This window comes from Dactylosporangium roseum, assembly GCF_025264685.1.
GTDB lineage: Bacteria > Actinomycetota > Actinomycetes > Mycobacteriales > Micromonosporaceae > Dactylosporangium > Dactylosporangium roseum.
Genome location: NZ_CP073721.1, coordinates 7,024,124 through 7,046,591, shown reverse-complemented (window position 1 = coordinate 7,046,591; position 22,468 = coordinate 7,024,124). Strand labels below are relative to the sequence as shown.

Genomic DNA, 22,468 nt, shown 5'->3' with positions numbered 1-22,468 from the left:
GCATACCGTACACCGCGGCCGATGCATCGTCGGAGACGGGGATGCGCCGGCGGGTAGCCGAGATCGGGGGGAAGTGGCCGAAACGTACTTGGCTTGATCGATGTCAAGGAGTAGGTTTCGGCTGTATGAGGCTTCGCAGGATGTCGATCGTGCTCGCGATGGCGCTCGTCACCGTCGCCACGGTCAGTGGGTTCGGCCGGGCTCAGCCGTCGTGGAAGCTGCTCGACTCCGGGTCGACGGCGCGGCTGCGCGGCCTCGCGGCGGTCAGCGATCGCGTTGCCTGGGCGTCGGGCACGGAGGGGACCGTCTTGCGCACCGTTGACGGCGGGCGGACGTGGCGGCAGGTCGGGCCGCCGGACACGACCGGGCTGCAGTTCCGCGACATCGAGGCCTTCGACGCTTGGCACGCGGTGGTCCTGGCGATCGGCGAGGGTGAGCTGTCCCGCGTGTACGTGACGGACGACGGCGGCAAGAGCTGGACCGAGACGTTCCACAACACCGATCCTGCCGCGTTCTACGACTGCGTCGCCTTCTTCGACCGCCGGCACGGTCTCGCGCTCTCCGACCCGGTCGACGGGCGCTTCCGGATGCTGGCCACGCAGGACGGCGGCCGGCACTGGGCCGTCCAGCCGACCGACGGCATGCCGCCCGCGCTCGCCGGGGAGTTCGCGTTCGCCGCCAGCGGCACATGCCTGGTGACCGCGAAGCGGCCCGGCCCCGACGCGTGGTTCGCCACCGGTGGCGGTGCCGCCGCACGGGTGTTCCACTCGGACGACTTCGGCCGGCACTGGAGCGCCTCCGCCACCCCGATCCCGAGCGGCGCGACCGCGGGCATCTATTCGCTCGCGTTCCAGAATCGCCGGCACGGCATCGCCGTCGGCGGGGACTTCACGGCGCCGACCAGTGCGCCCGACGCGGCCGCGACCAGCCGTGACGGTGGCCGTGCCTGGACGGTCGCGAAGGCGGCACCCGGCGAGTTCCGGTCCGGCGCGGCCTGGCGCTCCTCCCGCGGCGACATCGCGTACGCGGTGGGTCCGACCGGCAGTGACGTGAGCTACGACGGCGGGCGGACCTGGAAGCGGTTCGACACGGGCAGCTTCGATGCGGTCGCGTGCGCCGACGGGGCCTGCTGGGCCTCCGGCGAGGCCGGCCGCATCGCCCGGCTGCGGTGACGACGTCCCGCGATCCCCTCTGGCCCGGTCCCGTTTCGATGAGCATGGCGGAGACGAGCATGGCCGAGACGAGCATGGCAGACTGGCCCGCCATGGACGTCGGCGTCTTACGCGCGGCTCTCGACGACAGCTCGCGGGCGCTGTCCACCGACCTTGTCGAAGCGGTCCTGTCGATGGTACGGCCATCGGTGCGGCTGACGGTCGACGGCGACGGGCGGCCCGCCGGCACGTACGGGGGAGCCCTGCCACCCGGGGTCGACCCGCCGTACCTCGACGGGCAGCCGCTGGTGTTGCTGGCGCAGTTGCGGTGCGCGGTCCTCGCGGAGATCCTCGGATCGGCCTGGGCCTTCCCCGCCGAGGGCAGCCTGCTGTTCTTCTACGACGACGAGCTGCGCGACGACGACCGGGCGGGCCGCGTCCTGCACGTGCCGGACGGCGACGCCGGTGCGGGGCCGGAGGTCATCCCCGCCCTGCCGTTGACGGCCACACCGGACCTGTCGGCTCCGGACCTGGCCGCGGCGGAACTGCGGCCCCTGTTGTACACCGACGCGCCCGACCTCATGGCCGTGCTCAACGAGCTGCGGACCGCCCTGCCGTACGCGCCCCATCAGGTCCTCGGCTGGCTCGACGACGGTTACTATCCGGACCACGGCGGCGTTCGTCCGTTGCTGCAGTTGACGGCGGAGCAGGGTACAGCCTGGGGAGAATGTGTCCGGGTCGCGTTCGTGGTGCCGGAGGAGGATCTGGCGGCAGGTCGGCTGGACCGGGCCCGCGTCACGTACGAGGTGGCGTGAGGGACGCGGGCAGGCCGAAGCGTTCGAAGAGGACCGGGTCGATGAACGACGTGATCGCGGCGATCCGGTCGTCACGCAGGGTCAGGACGTTGATCGACCACGCCGTGTGCGGGTCCGCGGGACCGGCGGCGAGGTAGCACGCGATCGCCGGCTGGGCGTTGGCCGTCGTCGGCAGGTGACGCCAGGTGCCGCACCTGTCCATCGGGAGTTGTACGGCGAAGTCGCGCACCGCGTCCACCCCGCGGTACCAGTGCGGCAGCGGCGGCATCGACCAGGTCACGTCCGCGGTCAGCAGGGCCACCAACGCGTCGGCGTCGCCGCGCTCGAGCGCCGAGGCGTAGCCGGCGACGACCTCGCGGACGCGCCGGTCGTCGAGGCTGCGCAGGGTCTGCTGCTGGCTCGCCGGCGGCACCCGCTCCGCCACCACCTTCCGGGCGCGTGCCAGCGCGGAGTTCACCGACGTGATCGACGTCTTCATCATCGTGGCGATCTCGGCGGCGGAGAACGCCAGCACCTCGAACAGCAGCAGAGCCGCGCGCTGGTTGCCGGGCAGGTGCTGGAGGGCGGCGACGAAGGCCAGCTCGACGGCCTCGCGCTGCTCGTAGCGCAGGCCGGTCTCGGGGTAGGGCTCCAGCCACGTCACGTCGGTGCGCGGCGTGTCGTCGATCGCGGCGCGGTCGCTCGACGGGCCGAGGTCGACCGGCAGGGCCCGCCGCCCGCGCGCCTCGATGAGGTCGAGGCAGGTGCGGGTGGCGACGGTGTAGAGCCACGACCGCAGGGAGGCACGGCCCTCGAACCGGGCCAGCCCCTGCCAGGCGCGCAGCAGCGCGTCCTGGAGCGCGTCGTCGGCGTCGTGGGTGGAGCCGAGCATGCGGTAGCAGTGGGCGTGCAGCTCGCGGCGCATCGGCTCGACGAGGCGCGTGAAGGCGCCGTCGTCGCCCCGCCGGGCGAGGTCGAGGTCCGGCGTCGAAAGTGTCGAAGAAATCTTGCTCACGAGCGACGATTCCTCCTCGTGGCGGCGGTCTCCCTTAGTGAACGGTAGCCGACAGTACCGCCCGGGAGGTCCCCATGAACCGCACGTCAACCGTCACCGCCGGCTCGCTCCGGGTGCCCGACGCCACCCTGTACTACGAGGTGCGGGGCCGGGGGCCGCTCGTGGTCCTCGTCGGCGCGCCGATGGACGCCACCTTCTTCGCGCCGGTGGCCGACCTGCTCGCCACCGACCACACCGTGCTCACCACCGACCCGCGGGGCGTCAACCGGAGCGTTCTCGACGACCCGGACCGGGACTCGACACCCGAAATGCGGGCGGACGACCTCGCCCGGCTGATCGCCCATGTCGATCTGGGGTCGGCCGCGGTCTTCGGCTCCAGCGGCGGCGCCGTCACCGCGCTGGCACTGGCGCTCGGCCACCCCGATCGGGCGCACACCGTGATCGCCCACGAGCCGCCGCTCAACGAGATGCTCGAGAACCCGCAGGAGCGGCACGCGGCGGTCGAGGACATCATCAGCACGTACAACTCGGGCGACATCCCGGGCGCATGGGTCAAGTTCTTCGTCAACGCGAACATCCCCCTGCCTGACTTCGACGGCGCCGGTGCGCCGCCGGAGCCGGACCCGGTGCAGGCGGCGGCCGAGCGCTTCTGGTTCCTGCACGAGATGCGGCCGTCGACCCGCTGGCGGCCCGACATCCCGGCGCTTCGGGCCACACCGACCCGGATCGTGGTCGGGGTGGGGGAGGAGTCGGCGGGCCAGCTATGCGATCTCGCCGCTTCGGCACTGGCCTCGGCCCTCGGCACGGAGCCGATGCCGTTTCCCGGCGGTCACATCGCCTTCGTGGACGACCCGGCCGGGTTCGCGCCGCGCCTGCGAGCCGTTCTGGGACGCTAGCGCCGGAAAGGTTGTCACATCCGCCCGACGAGATGCCGGTGGCCTGGAGCAGGAGATCCCAACGCGCCGACCTGGACAAAGTGTGTCGCAGGTCACATCATGTTCTAGGGGACGTATCGCGGCGGAGGTGCGTCATGGAACTGGTCGGCGGTATTCAACGCATGGAACACGCCATCCAGACGCCGGTGTGGGATCCGGCATGGCGGCCCGGAGTGAGCCGGGCGGTCGCCCAGTTGAGGGCGGCATTCGCAGAACATGTCGATCGGACCGAAGGCCCTTCCGGCCTCTACGCGGGGGTGGTCGGCGACGCGCCGCGCCTCGCCCGATACCTCTCGGTTCTGGTCGACGACCATGAGACCGTGCGGTCCGCTCTCGACGAGCTCGAGGGCCGGCTGGACAGTTGTGATCACGAGGAGGTCCGCTGCGAGGCGACGCAGCTCATCCGGGCGATGTGGGAGCACCGCCAGCGGGGCGCCGACCTGCTGTACGAGGCGTACGAGACCGACCTCGGCGGCGAAACCTGACGGAACCGTTACGGTCATCCGACCGGCCCGGCGGGGGATGATCGGCGCTCTACCCTCGAACGGTGGGGCAGCGAGTGCTGGTCGTCGACGACGATCCGACCGTGAGTGACGTCGTCCGTCGATACCTGGAACGGGAAGGCTTCGCCGTCCGGCTCGCCGGCGACGGGCTGTCGGCACTCGCCGCCTATGCGCGGGAGCGGCCCGACCTGCTGGTCCTCGACCTCATGCTGCCCGGCGTCGACGGCCTCGAGGTCTGCCGCCGCCTGCGCGAGCGGGACCGCGACCTGCCGATTATCATGCTCACCGCCCTCGGCGAGGAGTCCGACCGGGTCCTGGGCCTGGAAATCGGCGCCGACGACTACGTGACCAAACCCTTTTCACCCCGGGAGTTGGTACTTCGGGTGCAGTCGGTCCTGCGCCGCACCAGCCCGGCACCGCCGCAGGTCGCCGAGCTGGTCGACGGGGACCTGCGGGTCGACGTCGCGCGCCGCACGGCGAGCCTGCGCGGAGTGGAGCTCGCGCTGACCGTGCGCGAGTTCGACCTGCTCGTGTTCCTCATGCGCAATCCCGGCCGGGTGTTACGCCGCGCCGAGCTGCTCCAACAGGTCTGGGGCTGGACGTTCGGCGACCAGTCCACCGTCACCGTCCACATACGACGGCTGCGGGAGAAGGTCGAGGACGACGCGGCGGAACCGAAGCGCATCCTGACCGTCTGGGGCGTCGGATACCGGTACGAACATGCGTGACGTCCTGCTCACCTTCGTGATGGCACTCGGCGGCTCCCTCGCCGTCGCCGTCGCCGGGCTGCTCCTGCTCCGCGGTCCGCTGCGCGGCCGGTCGGTGACCGCGCACATCGTCGTCCTGCTGCTGGTCACCGTGCTCAGCGTCCTCGCCGGCATCCTCGGCGCGTCGATGGAGATGTTCATCTCCGACCACGACCTGCACGTCCTGCTGATCGTGGTCGGCACCGCCGCGACCGTCAGCCTCGCCGCCGGCCTGTGGGCCGGCCGCCGGCTGGCCCGGGCCAGCGTGTGGGCGGCCGAGGCCCGCGAACGGGAACGCGAGGCCGAGGCCCGCCGCCGCGAACTCGTCGCCTGGGTGTCGCACGACCTGCGCACACCCCTCGCCGGGCTGCGCGCGATGGCCGAGGCCCTCGACGACGGCGTGGTCTCCGACCCCGATACGGTCGCCGACTACCACCGGCGGATCAGCGCCGAGACCGACCGCATGGCGGCGCTCGTCGACGACCTCTTCGAGCTGTCCCGGATCAACGCCGGCACGCTGCGGCTGTCGCTGTCGGCCGTGCCGCTCGGCGACGTCGTCTCCGACGCGATCGCCTCCGCCGGCCCGCTCGCCGGCGCGGCCCACATCAAGATCGTCGCTGAGCCTTCGGGCGGGGGCGGCGGCTGGCCGACCGTCCGCGGCTCGGTTCCCGAGCTGTCCCGCATCGTCAACAACCTGCTGCGCAACGCGATCCGCTACACCCCGCCCGACGGCACGGTGACGGTCACCGGGGGACAGGACGCCGCAGGCGGCTGGCTCGCCGTGCGCGATACCTGCGGAGGCATCGCCGAGGCCGACCTGCCGCGCGTGTTCGACGTGGCGTTTCGCGGTGCTCCGGCCCGTACACCATCGAAGGAAGCGGGCGGAGGACTCGGCCTCGCCATCGTCCGTGGCCTGGTCGAGGCGCACCACGGTGCCGTGGCCGTCGACAACGTCGACGGCGGCTGCCGCTTCGTCGTGCGCCTGCCGCTCGGTGGCGCGTCCGCCTAACGCAGACCGTCCAAGGCGTGCTGGCACGGGTCATCCGGCAGCTCGGGCAGCCGCGGGATGACGTCGAGCAGCACCTTTCGCAGCCGGCCGGTGTTCTCCCCGAAGACCCGGAAGACCTCTTCCTGGGTGACGCCGTGGTCACCCTCCACGCCGGCGTCCAGATCCGTCACCAGCGCGATCGAGGTGTAGCAGAGCGCCAGCTCGCGGGCGAGCACCGCCTCCGGATGGCCCGTCATGTTCACGACAGCGCCGCCCATCGACGCGTACCAGCGGGACTCCGCCCGCGTGGAGAAGCGCGGGCCCTCGACGACCACCATCGTGCCGTCGCCGGCCTCGATGCCGTGCTCGGCGGCCACCTTCTTCACGACCTCGCGCCCTACCGGACAGTAGGGATCGGCGAAGTTCACGTGCACGGCGCCCTCGTCGTAATACGTCTGGACGCGGCCCGACGTGCGGTCGACAAGCTGGTCGGGCACCACGAACGTGCCCGGCCCCAGCTCGGACCGCAGCCCGCCGACCGCGCACGGGGCGAGGACCTGACGGACACCGATCTCACGGAGCGCCCAGAGATTCGCCCGATAGGGGATCCGGTGCGGCGGGAACCGGTGGTCCCGCCCGTGCCGCGGCAGAAACGCGGTGCGCCGGCCGTGCACCGTGGCCAGCGTGATCGGGTCGGAAGGTGGGCCATACGGCGTGTCGACCATGTGCTCTGCCGCGTCGTCGAGCAGCGCATAGAGCCCGGAACCACCGATGACGGCGACGTCGGCGAGTGAGGTCACGCAACAGACCCTAACCGTGACGCGCGGGTCAGGCTATGGTGCGAGGCATGACCCTCGCACCCCGCTCTGCGATGATCCATTCAGCGCGTGCGGTCCTCGTCCGCGCGGCCGGACATGTTTGCTGGTGGGGCTGATGTCCATGCACGGGGATCTCGGTGGGATGGAAGGACACTCGTCCGGGCAGACGCCGACCGGTCGCGGTTCGCCGCGACCCGGCTCGTCGTCCGGCACCGGCCGGGGCAGGTCGAGACAGCGTCGAGGGAGGGCGATGGAGTCGTTGACCGGGCGACTGCTGGTGGCGACCCCCGCGCTCCGCGACCCGAACTTCGAGCGCACCGTCGTCCTGGTGGTAGCGCACGAAGAGGGCGGCGCTCTGGGCGTCGTGCTCAACCGTGCGACCGAGGTTCAGGTGGCCGACGTCCTCGGCGGCTGGGGCGCCCTGGCGGGTGAACCTCCGGTCGTCTTCGAAGGCGGCCCGGTCCAGCCGGAGGCCGCGATCTGCCTGGCACGCACCCGGCCGGGCGTGGAGGATCTGGCAGGCTTCAACCGCGTCTCGGGCGCCGTCGGCACCGTGGACCTGTCGGGCGATCCTGATCTCCTCGTCGCCGGCGTCCTCGGCGTGCGCGTCTTCGCCGGCTACGCCGGGTGGTCCCCGGGCCAGTTGGAGCGCGAGATCGAGGGTGGTTCGTGGTTCGTCTTCGACGCCCTGCCCAGCGACGCGTTTGCCCCCCGGCCGGACGACCTGTGGCAGATGGTCCTCCGCCGCCAGGGAGGCTTGCTGGCGGCCGTCGCCCACTACCCGGCGGACCCGACCCAGAACTAGGAACCCGGTGTGAGCCCCCTGTGGGGGGGGTGTGTACTATTCCGTGAGTGCCCGCGAGAGCGGACATCGAGATGGGGCCGTGGCGCAGCTGGTAGCGCACCACACTGGCAGTGTGGGGGTCAGGGGTTCGAGTCCCCTCGGCTCCACCCATCGGATTGCACGACAAACGCCCTGGTAATCGCGGACAATCGCGACACCAGGGCGTTCATCGTCTCAGGGTTAAGCGGGCCGCGTGCCACTACCGTGCCACTTCAGGCGTTGATCTTGCTTCCCGCTTCCTCGATCAGGGCATCGAGCGCCGCCGCAATGGCGTGATCCCGATCACGAGTGGCGTGTTGGTAGATCATCGCCGCGCGGGTGCTGGAGTGGCCGATGCGCGCCATAAGTTCCTTGAGGGTGGCGCCGCTCTGTGCCGACCAGGTGCTCCCGGTGTGTCGGAGGTCGTGAAGGTGCAGGTCGAGATCGGGTGAGATGCCCGCCTTCTTGAGCGCCTTCCGCCAGATGCGGTGGAAGTTGCGGCGTCGCGGGATGCCGCCCTGAGGGCCGACGAACAGCCGACCGTGTGGGCCGGGCTGGGCGTGCTCGGCCAGGTGCAGCTCAATGTCGGCGATCAGCCCGCGCGGCAGGCTGATCGGGCGCTTACCCGCCTCGGACTTCGGATCAACGTCAATCTGGGTGCCGTCCTCCATTTCGGCGGTCGCTTTCCGCACCCGTAGCTCCATCGCCTCCAGGTCGATACTCCGGCGGCGCAGCGCGACCAGCTCGCCGAACCGCAGTTGTGCGAATGTCGCCAGCAGCACGAGCAGCCGATAGCGCGGCTGGATGGCGGCGGCAATGGCGAACACCTGATCGAGGGTCGCAATCGGCCGCTCATCGACCTTGACCGTCGCGGCGCCCTTGATGCGGCAAGGGTTACGCCTGTCGGCGTGACCTCCTGCTGGTGCGGTATGGCAAGCTGCCGCGCCGGGCGTCATCTCATACACCGATGCTCGTCAAGCTAATTGCACCATTTGAACATTGAAGGGATATTGCAGGCTCACGAACTGGCGTAATCGAAATGTTATCAACACGTTGAGTCACCAACATCGATTGCTAACGCTATTGAATGAGCACCGACTTCTGGCGCCTTTGGCGGGTCAAGTGACGGTGAGTATCGTGTGAGCGCAGCCTGAAGTGATCTTTGCTCCTTGGCGGGTCGCCGGACGGTCCAGCAATGTGACACGGTCCGGGTAAGCAGCAATGGCCTGACGGGGGAGGCTAGCGCCAACGCGGTTCGGCTGTTGCACCCTTCAATCAAAGGAGTCCCGTTTTGGGAACGCGGAAGAGTGTGCTCTACGCCGTGCTCATCGCCGCTCTAACTGCGGCGATCTCGTTCACCGCAACTCCTGCATCGGCGGCGCCTGGGGGCAGCACCTGCTACAAGGTGGGAGCGGGGGAATTCACCAACTTCAGAGCACAGATCAAGGCGTTTGGCCAAGAGGGTAAGCTGAGCCCGGCGGCCGTCAGTGAACTGACTTGCGATCCTCGAACGGCTAGCAAGTACATCACATACGATGTGGCAGTGGAGCAGCCCGCGGCGACCATCTACGCGTCTGGATGCAGGGCTAGTGGTCGGTGGACGATGACTTTTAGCCTCGGCGGTGACCTCGGAGGGCACACGCAGAGTCTAAACTGGTGTTGGGACTCCGGCAATTATGTGGTCTCAAACTGGGGTGGTGAGTGCAGCGGCTACACTACTGGCTGGGGGACCGCGAACGGCTGGAGCTTCCAAGGCTGCGTCCAAAATGACTTCATCCCGTACGTCCTCGCCGGACATGGGACGGGCGGGGTGCACCACGCCACGAATGGTCGATTCTCGAACACTGTGCCGTGGACGGTCGACCAGAACCTCAAACTCGACATTTGGGGACACTACGATGGTACCTGTGACTCCAAGTACGGTAGTACGCTGCGCCATTATTGCTAGGTAACACGGTCCTCGGATAGGCTGGGTGCTCAAGCTCATCCCTTGGGCACCCGGCTGGGATTGGACGACAATGCTCCGCACACGGAACTCAACAGTTATTTTCCTTGTCGCCGTTACGTGCCTTTCGGCGCTGACTTCCGTTGCCTTGTGGCCGGCCGACAGGTCTGTTTACAGAACGACGAGCGACGGCGTTCGGGTCCTTGACGGCGTTTCCCATAACCCCCTTGGGTACGTATTCGCTGCCGTAATGGTACTGGCTGCCGTGAATATCATCGTCGCGGGCTTCTATTTCCTCCGGAAACGTGACCACCTGGCCACTCGGTTCTCAATCGCTGCGGCAATCTTCGGCATCTTCGCTGTCCTTCCTGGCGTTCTTGCGTTGTTGAGCATGCGGGCGATGAGGCCGAAATCTTCGTAGCAGCCGTTCAAGCTCATGCGCTCAGTGGAAGCTCATGCGGTCACATGGAAGTTCGGAGCCATGGCTGAACGTGACGGACCGGCGCCACAGCGGCGTGGGTCGGGCGCCGGGGAATGGTAGATCTGAGGCGATCTTGTCGCGGCGTGGCGTGCCACATCCGTGCCACACTCCGAAGTGGATCACGGTTCCCACCGGGGAGTCGCGGGGAACCAGCCACGCGATATGCCGCTGACCTGCGCGCACGTCAGCGGCGTTTGCGAGTCCGGTCCTGGCAGCGTGGGGGTCAGGGGTTCGAGTCCCCTCGGCTCCACCCATCGGAGGCGCTCCCTGATCAAAGGCGGGAGCGCCTTTTCCCTTGGCGATGGGTGGGTTTTTCGCGCTCGCTTCGCTTCACTCGCTCCGGCCCTATCGCGCGGGGCTTTCTCGGCAGTCGAGGATTGGGGCGGCTACTGAGCGCGTTCCGCGTTTGTCACTGGTAGCGGTAGCGGCAGGAGATGATTGTTACTTCGTCTGGTGTGACGGCGTAAACGAGGCGGTGCTCGTCGTCGATTCGGCGGGAGCGTAGGCCGGCCAGATTGTTCCTCAGGAGCTCGGGTTTACCGATGCCAGGTCCGTCTGGATCGCGCTTGATGTCTGCGATCAAGGCGTTGATGCGCCTGAGCGTCTTGCGGTCCTGCGTCTGCCAGTACAGATAGTCGTCCCAGGCGAGGTCAGTCCAACTGAGCTTCACGCGTCGGAATCCAGGTCCCGTTCCGTCGCCTGCCCCGAGCGCCACTGCTCGACGCTTGCCATCAAGTGCTTTGCGTTGGCGGGGGAGCGCAGCAGGTAGTTGGTTTCGACAATCGCGTCCCAGTCTTCCTTGCTGACCAGGACCGCGTTGCCCCGCTTAGATACGATCTCGATCGGCGTATGGTCGTTGTTGACCTGCTCGATGAGTGGAAACAAGCTCTTCCGCGCCTCGCTGGCGCTGATCGCCTGTGTCATGTGGCCTCCCCGTGCCGCAACTTGTACCAGATATGGTACCAGTCCAGGAGTCGCATGTACCAGATGTGGCACTCGGGCGCGCCATGCCAGATCCGTGCCGGATGGGCCGGTGGGTCAGAGGGGATGGCGGGGAGCCGCGGCGACCTGAGCCTGCGGTGACGGTGTCGCCTCAGCATCCCTGTGCCGGCATCGTGGTGGCCCTGGGGTGGCCAGCCATACAGTTACGATCGTGGACGTCGCTGATGAGCCGATGCCAGTCAGTGCGTGCCCGCGCCCCAACGGCCCAGGCCGTTGCAGACGTGCGCGATGACCTTGGGGCCGGACGAACCGAAGCGCTGTCATGCGCGGGATCATGGCACCGCGGTACGACACAAACTCACGCCGACGGCAGCACCACAGCATACGGGCGTGGGAAGCCCACACCCTGTGCCCGTTTGCCGTGCAGCGCCTCGATCGGCACGTCGACGATCCGGCCGGACGACGGGTTGAAGCACCGGAACACCCCGTCGGCGTGGCCGACGATCAGCACCCAGTGCCGGGGCACGATCCGGCCCACCAGCAGCGGCACGGGCCAGCCGCTCTCGACGGCGGCGACGACGTCGCCCAGATCCTGCCGGAAGAGCTTCCAGCCGTACCGCGTGCCGAGCGCCTCGGCGTGGGAGGAGATCACGGCGGCCACGCCCCAGGGGGTCGTGCCGAGCTTGCGCGGCCAGATCCGGTTGGCGGCGCGGTGGATGCGGTGCTGTTCGGCGGCCGGGTCGCCGATCGTGGCGGCGTAGGAGGGGTCGAGGTTGGCCGAGGCGACCATGGCGACGGTGGGACCGCAGGTGAATCCGTCCGTCTGGCGCACACCCTGCAGTTCCACGTCGTCAGCCGCGTCTGAGCAGCCTGCCGACGGCGGCCATCATCTCGGTCGCCATCTCCTCGCCCTTGCCGTCCTGTGCCCCGTGGTGCATACAGTGCCGGGCGTGGTCATCGAGCAGGCCGAGCGCCACCTTGTCGAGCGCGGCCTGGATGGCGCTGATCTGGGTCAGCACGTCGATGCAGTAGCGATCCTCGTCGACCATCTTCTCCACGCCGCGCACCTGGCCCTCGATGCGGCGCAGGCGGCTCTGGAGCTGGTCCTTGGTGGCGGTGTACCCGCGCGGCGTGGCCGTCGTCATGGCAACCAGCATACCCGTCCGGCCGAAACCCCCTGGGGGTATGAAACGACTGATGGGCGGCGACAACACTCAACCCGCGGGGGCGAGTTGCCGATAACGTACCCGTGAGCACGTGGGTGGCCAGGCGTCTCTGGCTCGTCTGGTGGCTGGTGAGCGGCGTATCCGTCGCCGCCTACCCACTGTTGCCTCGCGGCGACCACCTCACCAACCTGGCCTACGGCGTCGCCGGTCTCGGCACCGTGCTGCTCGTGCTGCTCGGTGTGCGGCGCAACCGGCCCGACCGGCCCGCGCTGTGGTACTGGCTCGCCGGCGCCCTGCTCGTGTGGTTCCTCGGCGGCGTGACGTACGGCGTCGAGACCCGGCTGCTGCACCACACCGGGTTCCCGCTCGTCGCCGACGCGTTTTTCCTCGGCGCGCACCCGGTGGTCGCGGTGGGGCTGTGGCTGCTGTTGCGGGCGCAGGGCCGGGACCGGGGCGGCCTGATCGACGCCTGCATCACCGGTGCCGGCGCCGGCCTGCTGTTCTGGGTGTTCGTGATGCGGCCGGTCGTCGAGGCGACGGGCACCTCGCCGGTGCAGCGGATGTTCGTCCTGGCCTACCCCGCCGTCAACGTCCTGCTGATGGTGCTGCTCGCCCGGCTGCTCGTCGGCCGCGCCGCCCGGACGCCGAGCTTCCGGCTGCTCGCCGCGGGCGTCACGCTCATGGTCGCCACCGACGCCACCACCTCCGTGGTCTCCGGCAGCGCTCCCGACCCGGGTGCCCTGCTCCAGGTCGGCTGGCTGCTGGCCGGCCTGTGCGTCGGCGCCGCCGCGGTGCACCCGTCGGCGCGCCACCTGGCCGATCCGGTCGAGCAGCTCGAGGCGGGGCTGTCGAAGGGGCGTCTGACGGTACTGGCGGTGAGCTCCCTCGTCGCCCCGGTCCTGCTGCTCGGGCAGGGGCTCGCCGGGGTCGACGCCCTCGACTGGCTCCCCATCGGCGTCGTCGCCGTGGTCCTCTTCGTGCTGGTCGTGGTCCGGATGTCCGATCTGGTGGGCAAGGTCCAGTCCCAGACCGAGCAGCTCAGTGAGCTGGCCATGCGCGACGACCTCACCGGCCTGCCCAACCGGCGGCTGCTCGAGGAGCTGATCCGCGACGAGCTCGAGCTCCGCGGCCGACCGCAGGTCGCCTTCATCGACCTCGATGACTTCAAGCGCATCAACGACGGCCTCGGCCATGCCGTCGGTAACCAGCTCCTCGCCGCAGTCGGCAAGCGGCTCGGCGGGGTCCTGCGCCCCGGCGACGTGGTCGCCCGGCTGGGCGGCGACGAGTTCGCCGTCCTCATGCCCGACACCGGCCAGGTGGCCGCCGACGCGCTGGTGGCCGAGCTCGCCGCCGCGCTCGAGGAGCCCGTCTTCGCGGGCGAGCACCACCTGCTCGTCCAGGCCAGCATCGGTGTCGCCGACGCCGAGGGCACCCGCGACCCGTTCGAGATCCTGCGCCGCGCCGACGTGGCGATGTACGCGGCGAAGGAGGGCGGCAGCCGCCAGGAGCGCTTCCGCCCGGAGCTGGACGAGCGTGCCGCGGAGGTCGCCCAGCTCGGCGCGCAGCTTCGCGAGGCGCTCGACCAGGGCCAGTTCCAGCTCGTGTACCAGCCGATCGTCGCCCTTCCGCACGGCGAGATCGCCGGCGTCGAGGCCCTGATCCGCTGGCATCACCCGCGGCTGGGGTTCATGAGCCCGGCCGATTTCATCCCCGTCGCCGAGCGCAACGGCCAGATCGTCGAGCTGGGCGCGTGGATCCTGCTGGAGGCGTGCTCACAGGCGGCCACCTGGATCGCCACCCTGGGCACGGAGGCCCCCGGCAAGGTCAGCGTGAACGTGTCGGCCCGGCAGTTGGCCGAGCCCGACTTCGCCGAGGTGGTCGCGGCGGTACTGGCGGCGACCGGCCTCCCGGCCGACCGCCTCGCGATCGAGGTCACCGAGACCGCGGTCTTCGGCGGCGGCCGGGCGATCGAGGCCCTCGACGCGGTGCACGCCCTCGGGGTGCGAATCGCGCTGGACGACTTCGGGACGGGCCACTCGTCGCTGGGCCTGCTGCAGACGTGCCCGGTCGACATCCTGAAGGTCGACAAGTCCTTCGTCGATGACATCACCATGGCCGGCCGCCACTCGGTGATCGCCGCCGCGCTGATCAACGTCAGCGACGGGCTGAACCTGGAGGCCATCGCCGAGGGCGTGGAGACGGCCGAGCAGGCGCGGGAGCTCTACCGCCTGGGCTACCGCTACGCGCAGGGCTACCACTTCGGCCGACCGGTCGCGACCCCCCAGTTCGCGCTCCAGTCCACCGCGGCATGACCCCCCACCCCTCCCGCCCCCGCCTCCGCCGCGTTGATCTTGCAGTTGTGGTGGCGACAAACCCGGACATTCATGGAGTGCCGCGGCACCATAAGTGCAAGATCAACGCGGCGGAGGCGGAGGGGGTGGGGGGTGGGCGGAGGGTTTGTGGATTGTAAGGAGCGGGCACCGGGGGTGGCGCATAGCGTCGAGGCGTGGTCAGAGCGGTCCTGGCGCTCAGCGTCGTCGTCGGGTGCGTCGGCGCCGCCATGCATCCGCCCGACGGCTCCACCTTCCCCGCCCGGGCGCCCGTCCTGCTCGGCATCGCCTGGGTCGCGTTCGCCGTCGCGGTCTGGACCCTGCCCAAGGCGCGGGTCGTGCCGCTCGTGCTCGGCGGGGCGGTCGCGCTGCAGCTCGCGGCCGGGTTCGCGCCGCCGCGCAGCAGCGACGACATGTACCGCTACGTGTGGGACGGGCGCATCCAGGCGTCGGGCACCGACCCCTACCGGCACCCGCCCTCGTCACCGCGGCTGCGTGAGCACCGCGACCCGGACTTCCTGTGGGCGCCCGACGGGCGGTGGTGCGTGCCGGCCGGGTGCACCCACATCAACCGGCCCGACGTCCCCACGATCTACCCGCCGGTCGCCGAGGCGTATTTCACCGTCGTGCACTGGCTGTCGCCGCCGGGGAGCCGCACCGGGCCGATGCAGTTGGCCGCCGCGCTGTGCGCGCTCGCCAGCACGGTACTGCTGCTGTTCGCACCCGGCCTGCCCAGGCGGTTCGCCGCCGCCTGGGCCTGGTGCCCGGCCGTCGCGGTGGAGGCGGCCAACAACGCCCACGTCGAGTTCCTCGCCGTCCTGCTGACCGCGACGGCGATCCTGCTCGTCGCCCGCGGCCGGGCCCGGGGCGGGGGAGCGGTGCTCGGGCTGGCGATCGCGACCAAGTTCAGTCCGGTGCTGGTGGCGCCGGCACTGGCCCGCCGGCGGCCCGTCGCGGTCGGGATCAGCGCACTGGCCGCGGTGACGGTGGTGTACGCGCCGCACGTCGCCCTGGTCGGCCCGAAGGTCCTCGGCTACCTCCCCGGCTACCTCCAGGAGGAGGGCTACGCGGGCGGCGGCCGGTTCGCGCTGCTGACGACCGTCCTCCCGGACGCCTGGGCCGCCCCGGTCGCCGTCGCCGTCCTGGCGGCCGTCGCCCTGTGGGTGCTGCGCACCACCGATCCCGATCGCCCGTGGGCCGCCGCCACCGTGATGGTCGGCAGTGCGCTGCTGGTGACCGCGCCCGGCTACCCGTGGTACGCCACGCTGCTCGTCCTGCTGGCCGCCGCCGGAGGCCGGGTCGAGTGGCTGGGGGTCGCGGTCGCCGGGTCGCTGGTCCTCTACGCCGCCGACCTCGGCATCACCGCGCTGCTCGCCCAGCGGCTCGGCTACGGCCTCGCGCTCGCCGCCGTGGTGACGGTCGCGGTGTTGCGGTCGCGCTCCAGGCTCGGCGGCGGGGCCGCGGCGCTGTCGCCCGGCAGCACGACACAGGAGCGGCAGCGGGCCTCGTAGGTGTAGGTGCCGTCGTCCGGCAGCGCGGTCGACGGGGCCAGCTCGCGCAGCATCGGCTCGCCGTGCTCGAGCACCTGCGTATACACCGCGCTGAACCCCCGGCAGCGGTCGCACACGGCGCGCCGGTAGGTGACGGTCGCCGGTCCGAGCTCCAGCAGAGCCCGCACCGGGGCGAACAGCTCGCCGCGGTGGTCGAGGTCGATGCCGGCCGCGACGACGCGGGTGCCGCGCCGCAGCAGCGCACGCACCACGTCGATGTCGGAGAGCGCGAACATGTGGACCTCGTCGATGCCGATGACGTCGAGCTCCTCGTCGAGCGCGCAGGCGAGTGACGCCGCCTTCACTGTCGTGAGGGCGGCGCCGCTGCGCGAGACGACCCCCGCGTCGCGCACGTGCCGGGCACTCTGGAACACCCGGTGCCGTGTCGCCGTGTATTGCAACGGGGACAGCAGGCTCACCAATTCGAGCGACTTGCCGCTCTTCATCGGTCCGAGGATGACGGTCAGGTCCACGGGCGACACGCTACCTGCTCGACCGGCGCCGTTCAGCCGTGTGACATCTCACCCACGGCCGTTCCGGGTTGCGACCTTCGCGGTGAGGGGGCATGTTTGAGTCATGCCCGTCGTTGCGCCAGCCAGCCGTCTGCGGCGTGGCGTGCGACGAATCGCGCTGACGATCTGCGCCCTCGCCCTGGGCGCCGGCTTCAGCCCGGCCCTGCCGTCCACAGTGGAGTCGACATCGGCGCCGGTCGCCGAGGTGTCCATCGCGTTCAGTCGGCAGTCCACTGTGGAAGAACCGGCGGTCGTGGAGCCCTCCGGCGAGCCGCCGGACGCGGCGGCCGTGCCGGTGCCGGTTCCGGTGCCGCAGTGGCCGTCCGGCGACCCCCAGGTGGGCGCCGCCGCCGGCCGCGCACCACCTCGCACCTCGGTGTAAGCGACGAGTCCCCCTCAGTTCGCCGTCCGACCCCTCGAAGGTGCTGCCATGGAAGCTGCCGCACAGGAGTTCGCCCAGGGAATGCGCGAGGCGCTGGCCATCTGGCTGGCACTGCTCGCCGCGGTGGTCATCACGTTCCTCGTCCTGTCCCTCCTGTCGCGGCGCGGCGAGAAGACCGGCCCGTCGTGGTGGGCCCGCGTCCGGAAGGCGATCAAGGATCCGGAGGTCGCCAAGGAGCGCCAGGCCAAGGCGGAGCGCAGCGCCGCGGCGATCAAGGAGCTGGAGCGGTATTCCGCCGAGATCGCCGTCGCCGCCGAGCGGGCCAACGTCATGGCCGAGCGGCGCCGCGCCGAGTGGGAGGGCGCGCAGCGGACCCAGGACGCGGCCTGGCGGGCCTACGAGGAGGCCGAGGCGGCCGTGCGACGGCTCCGCAGGGCCAACGCGTTCCCGCTGGTCGAGGATGATCCGGCGATCCGGCGGCAAAACCTGGTGCGGTTGGTCAACGCGGCGCATCAGCGGGGCGAGATCTCGGCCTTCGAGCTCGCCGACGCGCTCATGCACCGCAACGGCTGGGACCCGGCGGCTCATCCGTTCGCGCAGGAGCTGATGCTGCGCCGCGTCATCCGGGACCGGAAATTCCAGGCGTACCAGGAGGCGTCGGAGATGGAGCGGCAGGCCGCGAAGGCCGCCGACCTTGCCGCCGCCGCCAAGCGCAGCCTCGATGACGAAGCCTTCGACGCGGCGCTGCGGCTGCGCAACGCGACCCGCCCCGAGCACTCGGCGTCGGCGTCCTTCCGGACGGCACCGGCCCGCTGACCCCGGCCGCGGCCGGGCATCGCTGCAAGATCGGAGCGGTTTCGGCGTTCGCGGGCGCTGCCTGCGATACGGGTGGGAGAGTACGTCACGTGACCGTAACGTAGCGTCGGGTCGGGGGCAGATCATGGGCGTGGAGCTGTCGATCATCGCGGGGCTGTGCTACAGCTCATCCAGCGTCAACGCGTCCGGCGCGGACGAGCATCCGGTCACCGGCGACGAGCGGGCGCTGTTCGGGCTCGACGAGGGTGCGCTCGCCGAGGCCGTCGCCGCCTGCCTCGGGCGGGCGCCCGACCTGGCCCAGCTCGACGGGTTTCTGCACCAGTCGCACGACTGGACCCCGGTCACGACCACGCTGCGGGTCGCGAGCGCATCCGTCACCGGTGTCGGCTCCGAGCCGGTGAGCCTGGCGCTGGCCGCCGAGCCGACCCGGCTGACCTGCACGGCGTCCCACGTGTGGTCGCCGGCGGCCGGGGTCAGCCCGACCGTGCCCGTGCGGTACCGCATCGAACTCCCCGTCGGCGGGATGCTCGACTACCAGCACGAATGGGGCGTCGGCAGCATCGAGTCGTGCGCCGTCGACCTGCCCTCCGGCGGACCCGGCGACGAGCTTGTCGGGCTGCGGATGAAGCTCGGCGTGCGGGTGGTCTACGACGCCTACCTGACCGGCGACGTGGCGGTGCACTACCGCGACGGCCACCAGGGGCACCGCTTCTGGGGCCTCGACGTCGGCACCGTGATGGCCGCGGCCGGCCTGCTCAACGGGCGCCACTTCACGGAGGATCTGAGCATTCGGTACCTCGCCAGCGCCCGCGTCATGCACGCCGACCCGGGCGGCGCGCTGACCACGATCGGCGGGCCCGGCATCCGCGCCGGCGCCGACCTGGCCCTTACGACGGCGTGACAGCGGGGCTACGGTGCACCCGTGGCCTACCTGCTCTCCGTGAATGTCGGCACCCCCGCGCCCACCGGCCACTCCAGCGTGCCGGTGACCAGCATCGACAAGCGCCCCGTCGCCGGGCCGGTCGAGATCTCCATGCCCGGGCCGCGCGGCAGCGCCGCCACCGGCGTGGCCGGCGACACGGTCTGTGACCTCGCCCACCACGGCGGGCCGGACCAGGCGGTCTACGCCTACGCGCGCGAGGATCTCGACTGGTGGGCCGGTGAGCTGGGCCGGGAGCTGGCCGGCGGGATCTTCGGGGAGAACCTGACCACATCGGGCCTCGACGTGACCGGCGCGCTGATCGGCGAGCGCTGGCGCATCGGCGACGACGTCGTCCTGGAGGTGTCCGCGCCGCGCATCCCGTGCCGCACGTTCGCCGGCTGGCTGGAGGAGCCGGCCTGGGTCAAGCGGTTCACGGCACGTGGGGCGTCCGGCGCGTACCTGCGGGTCGTCCACCCCGGCCGGATCCGGGCCGGCGACGAGGTCCGCGTGATCCACAGCCCCGCGCACGACGTGACGATCGGGGAGGCGTTCCGCGCGCTCACCATCGAGTCCGGGCTCCTGCCGCGGCTCCTCGCCGCGGCGGAACTGCCGGAGCGGTCCAAGGAGAAGGTCCGGGCCCGGCTCAGGACGTCTGGATAATTGTCAGGAGTCCTCCAGCGCAAGCTCCGACGCGCGACGCAGGGCCTCGGCCACGGCCCTGGTCTCAGCCGCGCCGTAGACGAGCAGGAGCTCCCGGTCGGCGCCGCCGCGCCGGTCCGTGGCGGTGGCGCGCTCGATCACGACGCGGGTGGTGGTCAACTGGTCGTCGACGGCGATGTCCATGTCGGCGACCCCGATGTCCACCTGGCGAACAAAAAGTTCTTCCATGGGGCAAAGCGTGGCCGAGCACCATGAGCGCGACGCCGCCCCGATCGGGTTATTAGGGCATGCGCCGAGACGGCGGGCGGCCGTGGTGCTCGGAGCCGGTGGCCCGTGCCGCCGCGACGTGCGGCCCCGGTCAGTGGTGTGCCCGGGCGATGGTCGTCACCAGGAGCTTCGCCTCATGGATGTGGGCCAGTTCGTCCTCGGTGAGGTGCGGCTCTGTGGCGCGGCGCCGGACGGCCGCCTCCAGTTGCGACAGCGGATTGTCACGCGTGCAGGAGAGCAGGACGTCGAGGAACTCCTCGGCGCGATCGGTGAAGGAATGGTCCGGATTGACCGCCACCTGGGCGACGATGATGGCCGTCATCGCCACGTCGAGCTCCGGCGGGCCCTCGATGCTGTTGCGCCAGTCGATGACCACCGGGCCGCCCTCGGTCATCACGACGTTTTCCGGGTGCAGGTCGAGGTGCAGGATGCGGGTGCCGGGGTCGGTGGCCGACCGCACCCGGATCCGGTGCAGCCGGTCCAGCAGGTCGGCCAGCACCACACCGCCGTCGCGCAGGTGCATGGTGCCGTCGCCGAGGGCCTGGAGCATGGTGGGGCCGTCGAGCCGCTCCAGGATGAGATCGGCGCCGTCGGCCTCGTAGACCCGGGGCACCGGATAACCGTGGTCCGAGACGTAACGCATGACGGCCGCCTCGGACGTGACGTCTCCTCCCCTGCGGTAGCGCCGCAGGACCCGCCGCTCGTCGAGCGCGTAGACATCCGCGTCGCGGCCGCTGGCGAGATGTGCGGTCATGCCGAGACTGTACGTCTCGATCGAAATCCCGGCGACCTACGAGCAACCGCTCTCGTCGGCGAGACGAACCGCTGGACCGCGTCGGCGAGCTGCCTCGCGGGTGTGTCCTTGACAACAGGTCCGGAGGCGCCGGCGGCCGGACGCCGGGCCGGGCCTCCCGGGCGTCCGCCGGATCAGGGCATGCTCGCCTGGCGAGTGGCGTCACCAGCACTCGCTACTGGGCGAGGGTGGTGACGGTCCGGACCGCCGCGGCGACGACCCCGGCCGCGAACTCCAGGTCGAGCGTGTCGACGGTGTCCGTCGGGCGGTGGTAGTGCGGGTTGCGGTAGTCGGCGGTGTCGGTCACCAGCAGCGAACGGCGGCCCGACTCCCAGTAGGGCACGTGGTCGCTGCGCATCACCAGATCGCGTGCGACGACGGGCACGATGAACGGGAAGACCGGTACCTCGGCGTGCATCGCGAACTCCTGGACCAGGTGCATCGAGTCCGGTTCGCCGATCAGCGCGACGAAGTCCCCACGCTCGCGCGGCTCGATCAGCTCGAGGAACTGCTCCGGGTACCGCTGGGCCTCCGCCGTGCAGGCGATCATCTCGAACACGATCGACTCGGTCCGCTGCGTGATCCGCTCCACGTGGGCCGCGCTGCCACCGAAGTCGACCTCCTCGCCGCCGAAGAAACAGAACCGGATCGTCCGGGCGGGCAGCTCCATGTCCCGCAACGCCTGCGCCGCCTCGATCACCCCGGCGACCCCGCTCGCGTTGTCGTCGGCGCCCGGGCTGTCCTGCACCGAGTCCCAGTGCGCGCAGAGCTCCACGGCGTCGTCGGAGGTGCCGCCCTGGATCTCGGCGATGAGGTTGATCTCGTGCAGCTCGCCGCCGTACCGCTCGACGCTGACGGCCAGACCCAGTGCGGAGAGCTGATCGGTGATGTACCGCAGGGCGGCCGGCACGCCGGGCAGGTCGCCGCAGCGCGGCCCGTGTGCGGTCAGCGCGACGATGTGAGCACGGAGCCGATCGGCCGAGATCATGGGGGTCAGAATATGGAACAGCCCCCGAGGTTCCCACACTGACGCGCAGGCCCGGTTGGACGAACACCGGGAAAGCCTCGGGGGCTGGGTAACTGTCTCGTATTCGCCAGACCGCCACCTTCCAGCGGTCGCGCGAAGCGAGTCCAGAGGACGGCGACTAGCGGACAGCCACCTCACGAGTCCCATTGCTACACAACTTTGGACCACCTCCTTTCCCGTGTACGACCAACCTAGCCAGCGCCCCAGATCGGCCGCAACGGTTTTTCGGCGCCGACGGCTTCGCCGCCCCGCGCTCCTCGTCACGAGATCTCCACGACCGCGGCGGCGCCGGCTCCCGAGGGGGTGGGAGCCGGCGCCGCGATCAGGGACGTCAGTATCCGCCGCCGGTGGTGCCCGCGACGGCCTGGGCCTTCTTGCCCTCGGGCGTGAAGGCGAACCAGACCCCGCCCACACCTTGACCCTTGATGTCGCCCGGCTTGGCGTCGGCGGCGAACCGGTACGCGGCCCAGCCGTCGATCGTGAGCTGCTGCGTGCCGTCGCCGCGGGTGAGCTTGCCGATGAGCTTCGGGTCGACGCCCTCGATCTTCATGTCCTGCACGTACGGGACGGCCGGCCACTTCACCAGGCACTCACCCTCGCAGACCGACTTCGACGGTTTCGGGGTGTCCTTCTCGAAGCGGTACAGCGTCCAGCCCTTCCAGTCGGTCACCACCTTCCCGAGCGTCGCGGTGTCGGCGACCTTGACGCCGGCGGTGTCGGCGGACTTGCCGGTGGAAGCCGACGGCGCGGCCGAGGCTCCGGCGGACGCGGCGGGCTCGGTGGTGTCCCGGTCGGTCAGGTCGATCGCGCCGCAGGCGGTCAGCGACAGTGCGACGGCCGCGGCCGCCGCGACGGTCATGACGTACTTCCGCATTCTCGTCTCCTTGTCATAGCTGTGCCCA

The 22,468-nt window shown here is 70.5% G+C and carries 25 protein-coding genes, 1 tRNA gene and 1 pseudogene; 14 read left to right on the top strand and 13 right to left on the bottom strand.

Annotated features, from left to right (window positions below; genetic code table 11):
- The first annotated feature begins 140 nt into the window (after positions 1-140).
- On the top strand, positions 141-1,172 hold the full coding sequence (locus tag Drose_RS33070) for a WD40/YVTN/BNR-like repeat-containing protein (RefSeq protein WP_260725176.1): 1,032 nt from the start codon (positions 141-143) through the stop codon (positions 1,170-1,172).
- A gap of 59 nt (positions 1,173-1,231) precedes the next feature.
- Positions 1,232-1,966, top strand: coding sequence for a YwqG family protein (locus tag Drose_RS33065; RefSeq protein ID WP_260725175.1), 735 nt, complete (start codon positions 1,232-1,234; stop codon positions 1,964-1,966).
- On the opposite strand, the gene Drose_RS33060 is transcribed toward Drose_RS33065, so the two are convergent.
- Positions 1,947-2,960 carry a sigma-70 family RNA polymerase sigma factor gene (locus Drose_RS33060; RefSeq protein ID WP_313899962.1) on the bottom strand — a complete coding sequence of 338 codons (1,014 nt, stop codon included), beginning with the start codon at positions 2,958-2,960 and terminating at the stop codon, positions 1,947-1,949. The genes Drose_RS33065 and Drose_RS33060 overlap by 20 nt on opposite strands.
- Before the next feature lie 74 nt (positions 2,961-3,034).
- On the opposite strand from Drose_RS33060, the gene Drose_RS33055 reads away from it, so the two are divergent.
- From Drose_RS33055 to Drose_RS33040, 4 genes are all read left to right on the top strand, one after another.
- Entirely contained in the window at positions 3,035-3,856 is an 822-nt protein-coding gene (locus Drose_RS33055) for an alpha/beta fold hydrolase (RefSeq protein WP_260725174.1), read from the top strand.
- A 134-nt stretch (positions 3,857-3,990) separates the two neighbouring features.
- Positions 3,991-4,380: a hypothetical protein gene (locus Drose_RS33050; protein WP_260725173.1), complete on the top strand. Its 390-nt coding sequence runs from the start codon at positions 3,991-3,993 to the stop codon at positions 4,378-4,380.
- Positions 4,381-4,442: 62 nt separating this feature from the next.
- Positions 4,443-5,126 carry a response regulator transcription factor gene (locus Drose_RS33045; RefSeq protein WP_260725172.1) on the top strand — a complete coding sequence of 228 codons (684 nt, stop codon included), beginning with the start codon at positions 4,443-4,445 and terminating at the stop codon, positions 5,124-5,126.
- A complete protein-coding gene (locus Drose_RS33040; RefSeq protein ID WP_260725171.1) occupies positions 5,119-6,153 on the top strand; it encodes a sensor histidine kinase in 1,035 nt (344 codons plus the stop codon). Before Drose_RS33045 ends, Drose_RS33040 begins: the two co-directional genes overlap by 8 nt.
- Here the strand turns inward: Drose_RS33040 and Drose_RS33035 are convergent.
- Positions 6,150-6,932: an S-methyl-5'-thioadenosine phosphorylase gene (locus Drose_RS33035; protein WP_260725170.1), complete on the bottom strand. Its 783-nt coding sequence runs from the start codon at positions 6,930-6,932 to the stop codon at positions 6,150-6,152. The two genes, Drose_RS33040 and Drose_RS33035, sit on opposite strands and share 4 nt — an antisense overlap.
- A 268-nt stretch (positions 6,933-7,200) precedes the next feature.
- Between Drose_RS33035 and Drose_RS33030 the strand changes: the two genes are divergently transcribed.
- A complete protein-coding gene (locus Drose_RS33030) occupies positions 7,201-7,755 on the top strand; it encodes a YqgE/AlgH family protein (RefSeq protein WP_260725169.1) in 555 nt (184 codons plus the stop codon).
- 73 nt (positions 7,756-7,828) lie between these two features.
- Positions 7,829-7,901: transfer RNA gene (locus Drose_RS33025), tRNA-Ala, on the top strand.
- Between the two features lie 105 nt (positions 7,902-8,006).
- On the opposite strand, the gene Drose_RS33020 is transcribed toward Drose_RS33025, so the two are convergent.
- From Drose_RS33020 to Drose_RS32995, 6 genes are all read right to left on the bottom strand, one after another.
- Positions 8,007-8,729, bottom strand: coding sequence for a tyrosine-type recombinase/integrase (locus Drose_RS33020; RefSeq protein WP_260729897.1), 723 nt, complete (start codon positions 8,727-8,729; stop codon positions 8,007-8,009).
- 1,080 nt (positions 8,730-9,809) lie between these two features.
- Positions 9,810-10,031, bottom strand: coding sequence for a hypothetical protein (locus Drose_RS33015; RefSeq protein WP_260725168.1), 222 nt, complete (start codon positions 10,029-10,031; stop codon positions 9,810-9,812).
- A gap of 577 nt (positions 10,032-10,608) precedes the next feature.
- Positions 10,609-10,869 carry a Txe/YoeB family addiction module toxin gene (locus Drose_RS33010; protein ID WP_260725167.1) on the bottom strand — a complete coding sequence of 87 codons (261 nt, stop codon included), beginning with the start codon at positions 10,867-10,869 and terminating at the stop codon, positions 10,609-10,611.
- A complete protein-coding gene (locus Drose_RS33005) occupies positions 10,866-11,123 on the bottom strand; it encodes a type II toxin-antitoxin system Phd/YefM family antitoxin (RefSeq protein ID WP_260725166.1) in 258 nt (85 codons plus the stop codon). The genes Drose_RS33010 and Drose_RS33005 overlap by 4 nt, the downstream gene beginning before the upstream one ends.
- A 376-nt stretch (positions 11,124-11,499) precedes the next feature.
- Entirely contained in the window at positions 11,500-11,988 is a 489-nt protein-coding gene (locus Drose_RS33000; protein WP_260725165.1) for a cysteine peptidase family C39 domain-containing protein, read from the bottom strand.
- A 4-nt stretch (positions 11,989-11,992) separates the two neighbouring features.
- Entirely contained in the window at positions 11,993-12,286 is a 294-nt protein-coding gene (locus Drose_RS32995) for a metal-sensitive transcriptional regulator (protein WP_259859533.1), read from the bottom strand.
- 104 nt (positions 12,287-12,390) lie between these two features.
- Between Drose_RS32995 and Drose_RS32990 the strand changes: the two genes are divergently transcribed.
- On the top strand, positions 12,391-14,619 hold the full coding sequence (locus Drose_RS32990) for a putative bifunctional diguanylate cyclase/phosphodiesterase (RefSeq protein ID WP_260725164.1): 2,229 nt from the start codon (positions 12,391-12,393) through the stop codon (positions 14,617-14,619).
- Positions 14,620-14,867: 248 nt separating this feature from the next.
- A pseudogene (locus Drose_RS32985) lies at positions 14,868-15,812 on the top strand (glycosyltransferase 87 family protein); the annotation flags it as partial.
- 212 nt (positions 15,813-16,024) lie between these two features.
- Here Drose_RS32985 and Drose_RS32980 read toward each other — a convergent pair.
- Complete coding sequence (locus tag Drose_RS32980; protein WP_260725163.1) at positions 16,025-16,660, bottom strand: thymidine kinase; 636 nt, start codon at positions 16,658-16,660, stop codon at positions 16,025-16,027.
- A gap of 103 nt (positions 16,661-16,763) precedes the next feature.
- Here Drose_RS32980 and Drose_RS32975 point away from each other — a divergent pair, with 103 nt between their 5' ends.
- The 4 genes from Drose_RS32975 (at position 16,764) to Drose_RS32960 (ending at position 19,479) form a co-directional block, all read left to right on the top strand.
- Positions 16,764-17,081: a hypothetical protein gene (locus Drose_RS32975; RefSeq protein WP_260725162.1), complete on the top strand. Its 318-nt coding sequence runs from the start codon at positions 16,764-16,766 to the stop codon at positions 17,079-17,081.
- A gap of 48 nt (positions 17,082-17,129) precedes the next feature.
- Positions 17,130-17,897, top strand: coding sequence for a hypothetical protein (locus tag Drose_RS32970; protein WP_260725161.1), 768 nt, complete (start codon positions 17,130-17,132; stop codon positions 17,895-17,897).
- Positions 17,898-18,021: 124 nt separating this feature from the next.
- Positions 18,022-18,798, top strand: coding sequence for a hypothetical protein (locus Drose_RS32965; RefSeq protein WP_260725160.1), 777 nt, complete (start codon positions 18,022-18,024; stop codon positions 18,796-18,798).
- A 21-nt stretch (positions 18,799-18,819) separates the two neighbouring features.
- Positions 18,820-19,479, top strand: coding sequence for an MOSC domain-containing protein (locus Drose_RS32960; protein WP_260725159.1), 660 nt, complete (start codon positions 18,820-18,822; stop codon positions 19,477-19,479).
- A 3-nt stretch (positions 19,480-19,482) separates the two neighbouring features.
- Here the strand turns inward: Drose_RS32960 and Drose_RS32955 are convergent, their stop codons facing one another.
- From Drose_RS32955 to Drose_RS32940, 4 genes are all read right to left on the bottom strand, one after another.
- Entirely contained in the window at positions 19,483-19,707 is a 225-nt protein-coding gene (locus Drose_RS32955) for a hypothetical protein (RefSeq protein ID WP_260725158.1), read from the bottom strand.
- Positions 19,708-19,837: 130 nt separating this feature from the next.
- A complete protein-coding gene (locus tag Drose_RS32950; RefSeq protein WP_260725157.1) occupies positions 19,838-20,500 on the bottom strand; it encodes a phosphotransferase in 663 nt (220 codons plus the stop codon).
- A 214-nt stretch (positions 20,501-20,714) separates the two neighbouring features.
- The gene (locus Drose_RS32945; protein WP_260725156.1) at positions 20,715-21,527 is read right to left on the bottom strand and encodes a M20/M25/M40 family metallo-hydrolase; all 813 of its coding nucleotides are present in this window, start codon (positions 21,525-21,527) and stop codon (positions 20,715-20,717) included.
- Between the two features lie 370 nt (positions 21,528-21,897).
- Positions 21,898-22,440: a hypothetical protein gene (locus tag Drose_RS32940; protein ID WP_260725155.1), complete on the bottom strand. Its 543-nt coding sequence runs from the start codon at positions 22,438-22,440 to the stop codon at positions 21,898-21,900.
- Between the last annotated feature and the right edge of the window lie 28 nt (positions 22,441-22,468).

Excerpts from the sequence above, each read along its gene's own strand:
- Drose_RS32965 (WP_260725160.1), top strand. The coding sequence starts at position 18,022 with ATGGGCGTGGAGCTGTCGATCATCGCGGGGCTGTGCTACAGCTCATCC.
- Drose_RS32945 (WP_260725156.1), bottom strand. The coding sequence starts at position 21,527 with ATGATCTCGGCCGATCGGCTCCGTGCTCACATCGTCGCGCTGACCGCA.
- Drose_RS32995 (WP_259859533.1), bottom strand. The coding sequence starts at position 12,286 with ATGACGACGGCCACGCCGCGCGGGTACACCGCCACCAAGGACCAGCTC.
- Drose_RS32940 (WP_260725155.1), bottom strand. The coding sequence starts at position 22,440 with ATGCGGAAGTACGTCATGACCGTCGCGGCGGCCGCGGCCGTCGCACTG.
- Drose_RS33040 (WP_260725171.1), top strand. The coding sequence starts at position 5,119 with ATGCGTGACGTCCTGCTCACCTTCGTGATGGCACTCGGCGGCTCCCTC.
- Drose_RS33030 (WP_260725169.1), top strand. The coding sequence starts at position 7,201 with ATGGAGTCGTTGACCGGGCGACTGCTGGTGGCGACCCCCGCGCTCCGC.
- Drose_RS32970 (WP_260725161.1), top strand. The coding sequence starts at position 17,130 with ATGGAAGCTGCCGCACAGGAGTTCGCCCAGGGAATGCGCGAGGCGCTG.
- Drose_RS33055 (WP_260725174.1), top strand. The coding sequence starts at position 3,035 with ATGAACCGCACGTCAACCGTCACCGCCGGCTCGCTCCGGGTGCCCGAC.
- Drose_RS33050 (WP_260725173.1), top strand. The coding sequence starts at position 3,991 with ATGGAACTGGTCGGCGGTATTCAACGCATGGAACACGCCATCCAGACG.
- Drose_RS32975 (WP_260725162.1), top strand. The coding sequence starts at position 16,764 with ATGCCCGTCGTTGCGCCAGCCAGCCGTCTGCGGCGTGGCGTGCGACGA.
- Drose_RS33070 (WP_260725176.1), top strand. The coding sequence starts at position 141 with ATGTCGATCGTGCTCGCGATGGCGCTCGTCACCGTCGCCACGGTCAGT.
- Drose_RS33005 (WP_260725166.1), bottom strand. The coding sequence starts at position 11,123 with ATGACACAGGCGATCAGCGCCAGCGAGGCGCGGAAGAGCTTGTTTCCA.
- Drose_RS33065 (WP_260725175.1), top strand. The coding sequence starts at position 1,232 with ATGGCCGAGACGAGCATGGCAGACTGGCCCGCCATGGACGTCGGCGTC.
- Drose_RS32955 (WP_260725158.1), bottom strand. The coding sequence starts at position 19,707 with ATGGAAGAACTTTTTGTTCGCCAGGTGGACATCGGGGTCGCCGACATG.
- Drose_RS33020 (WP_260729897.1), bottom strand. The coding sequence starts at position 8,729 with ATGACGCCCGGCGCGGCAGCTTGCCATACCGCACCAGCAGGAGGTCAC.
- Drose_RS32950 (WP_260725157.1), bottom strand. The coding sequence starts at position 20,500 with ATGACCGCACATCTCGCCAGCGGCCGCGACGCGGATGTCTACGCGCTC.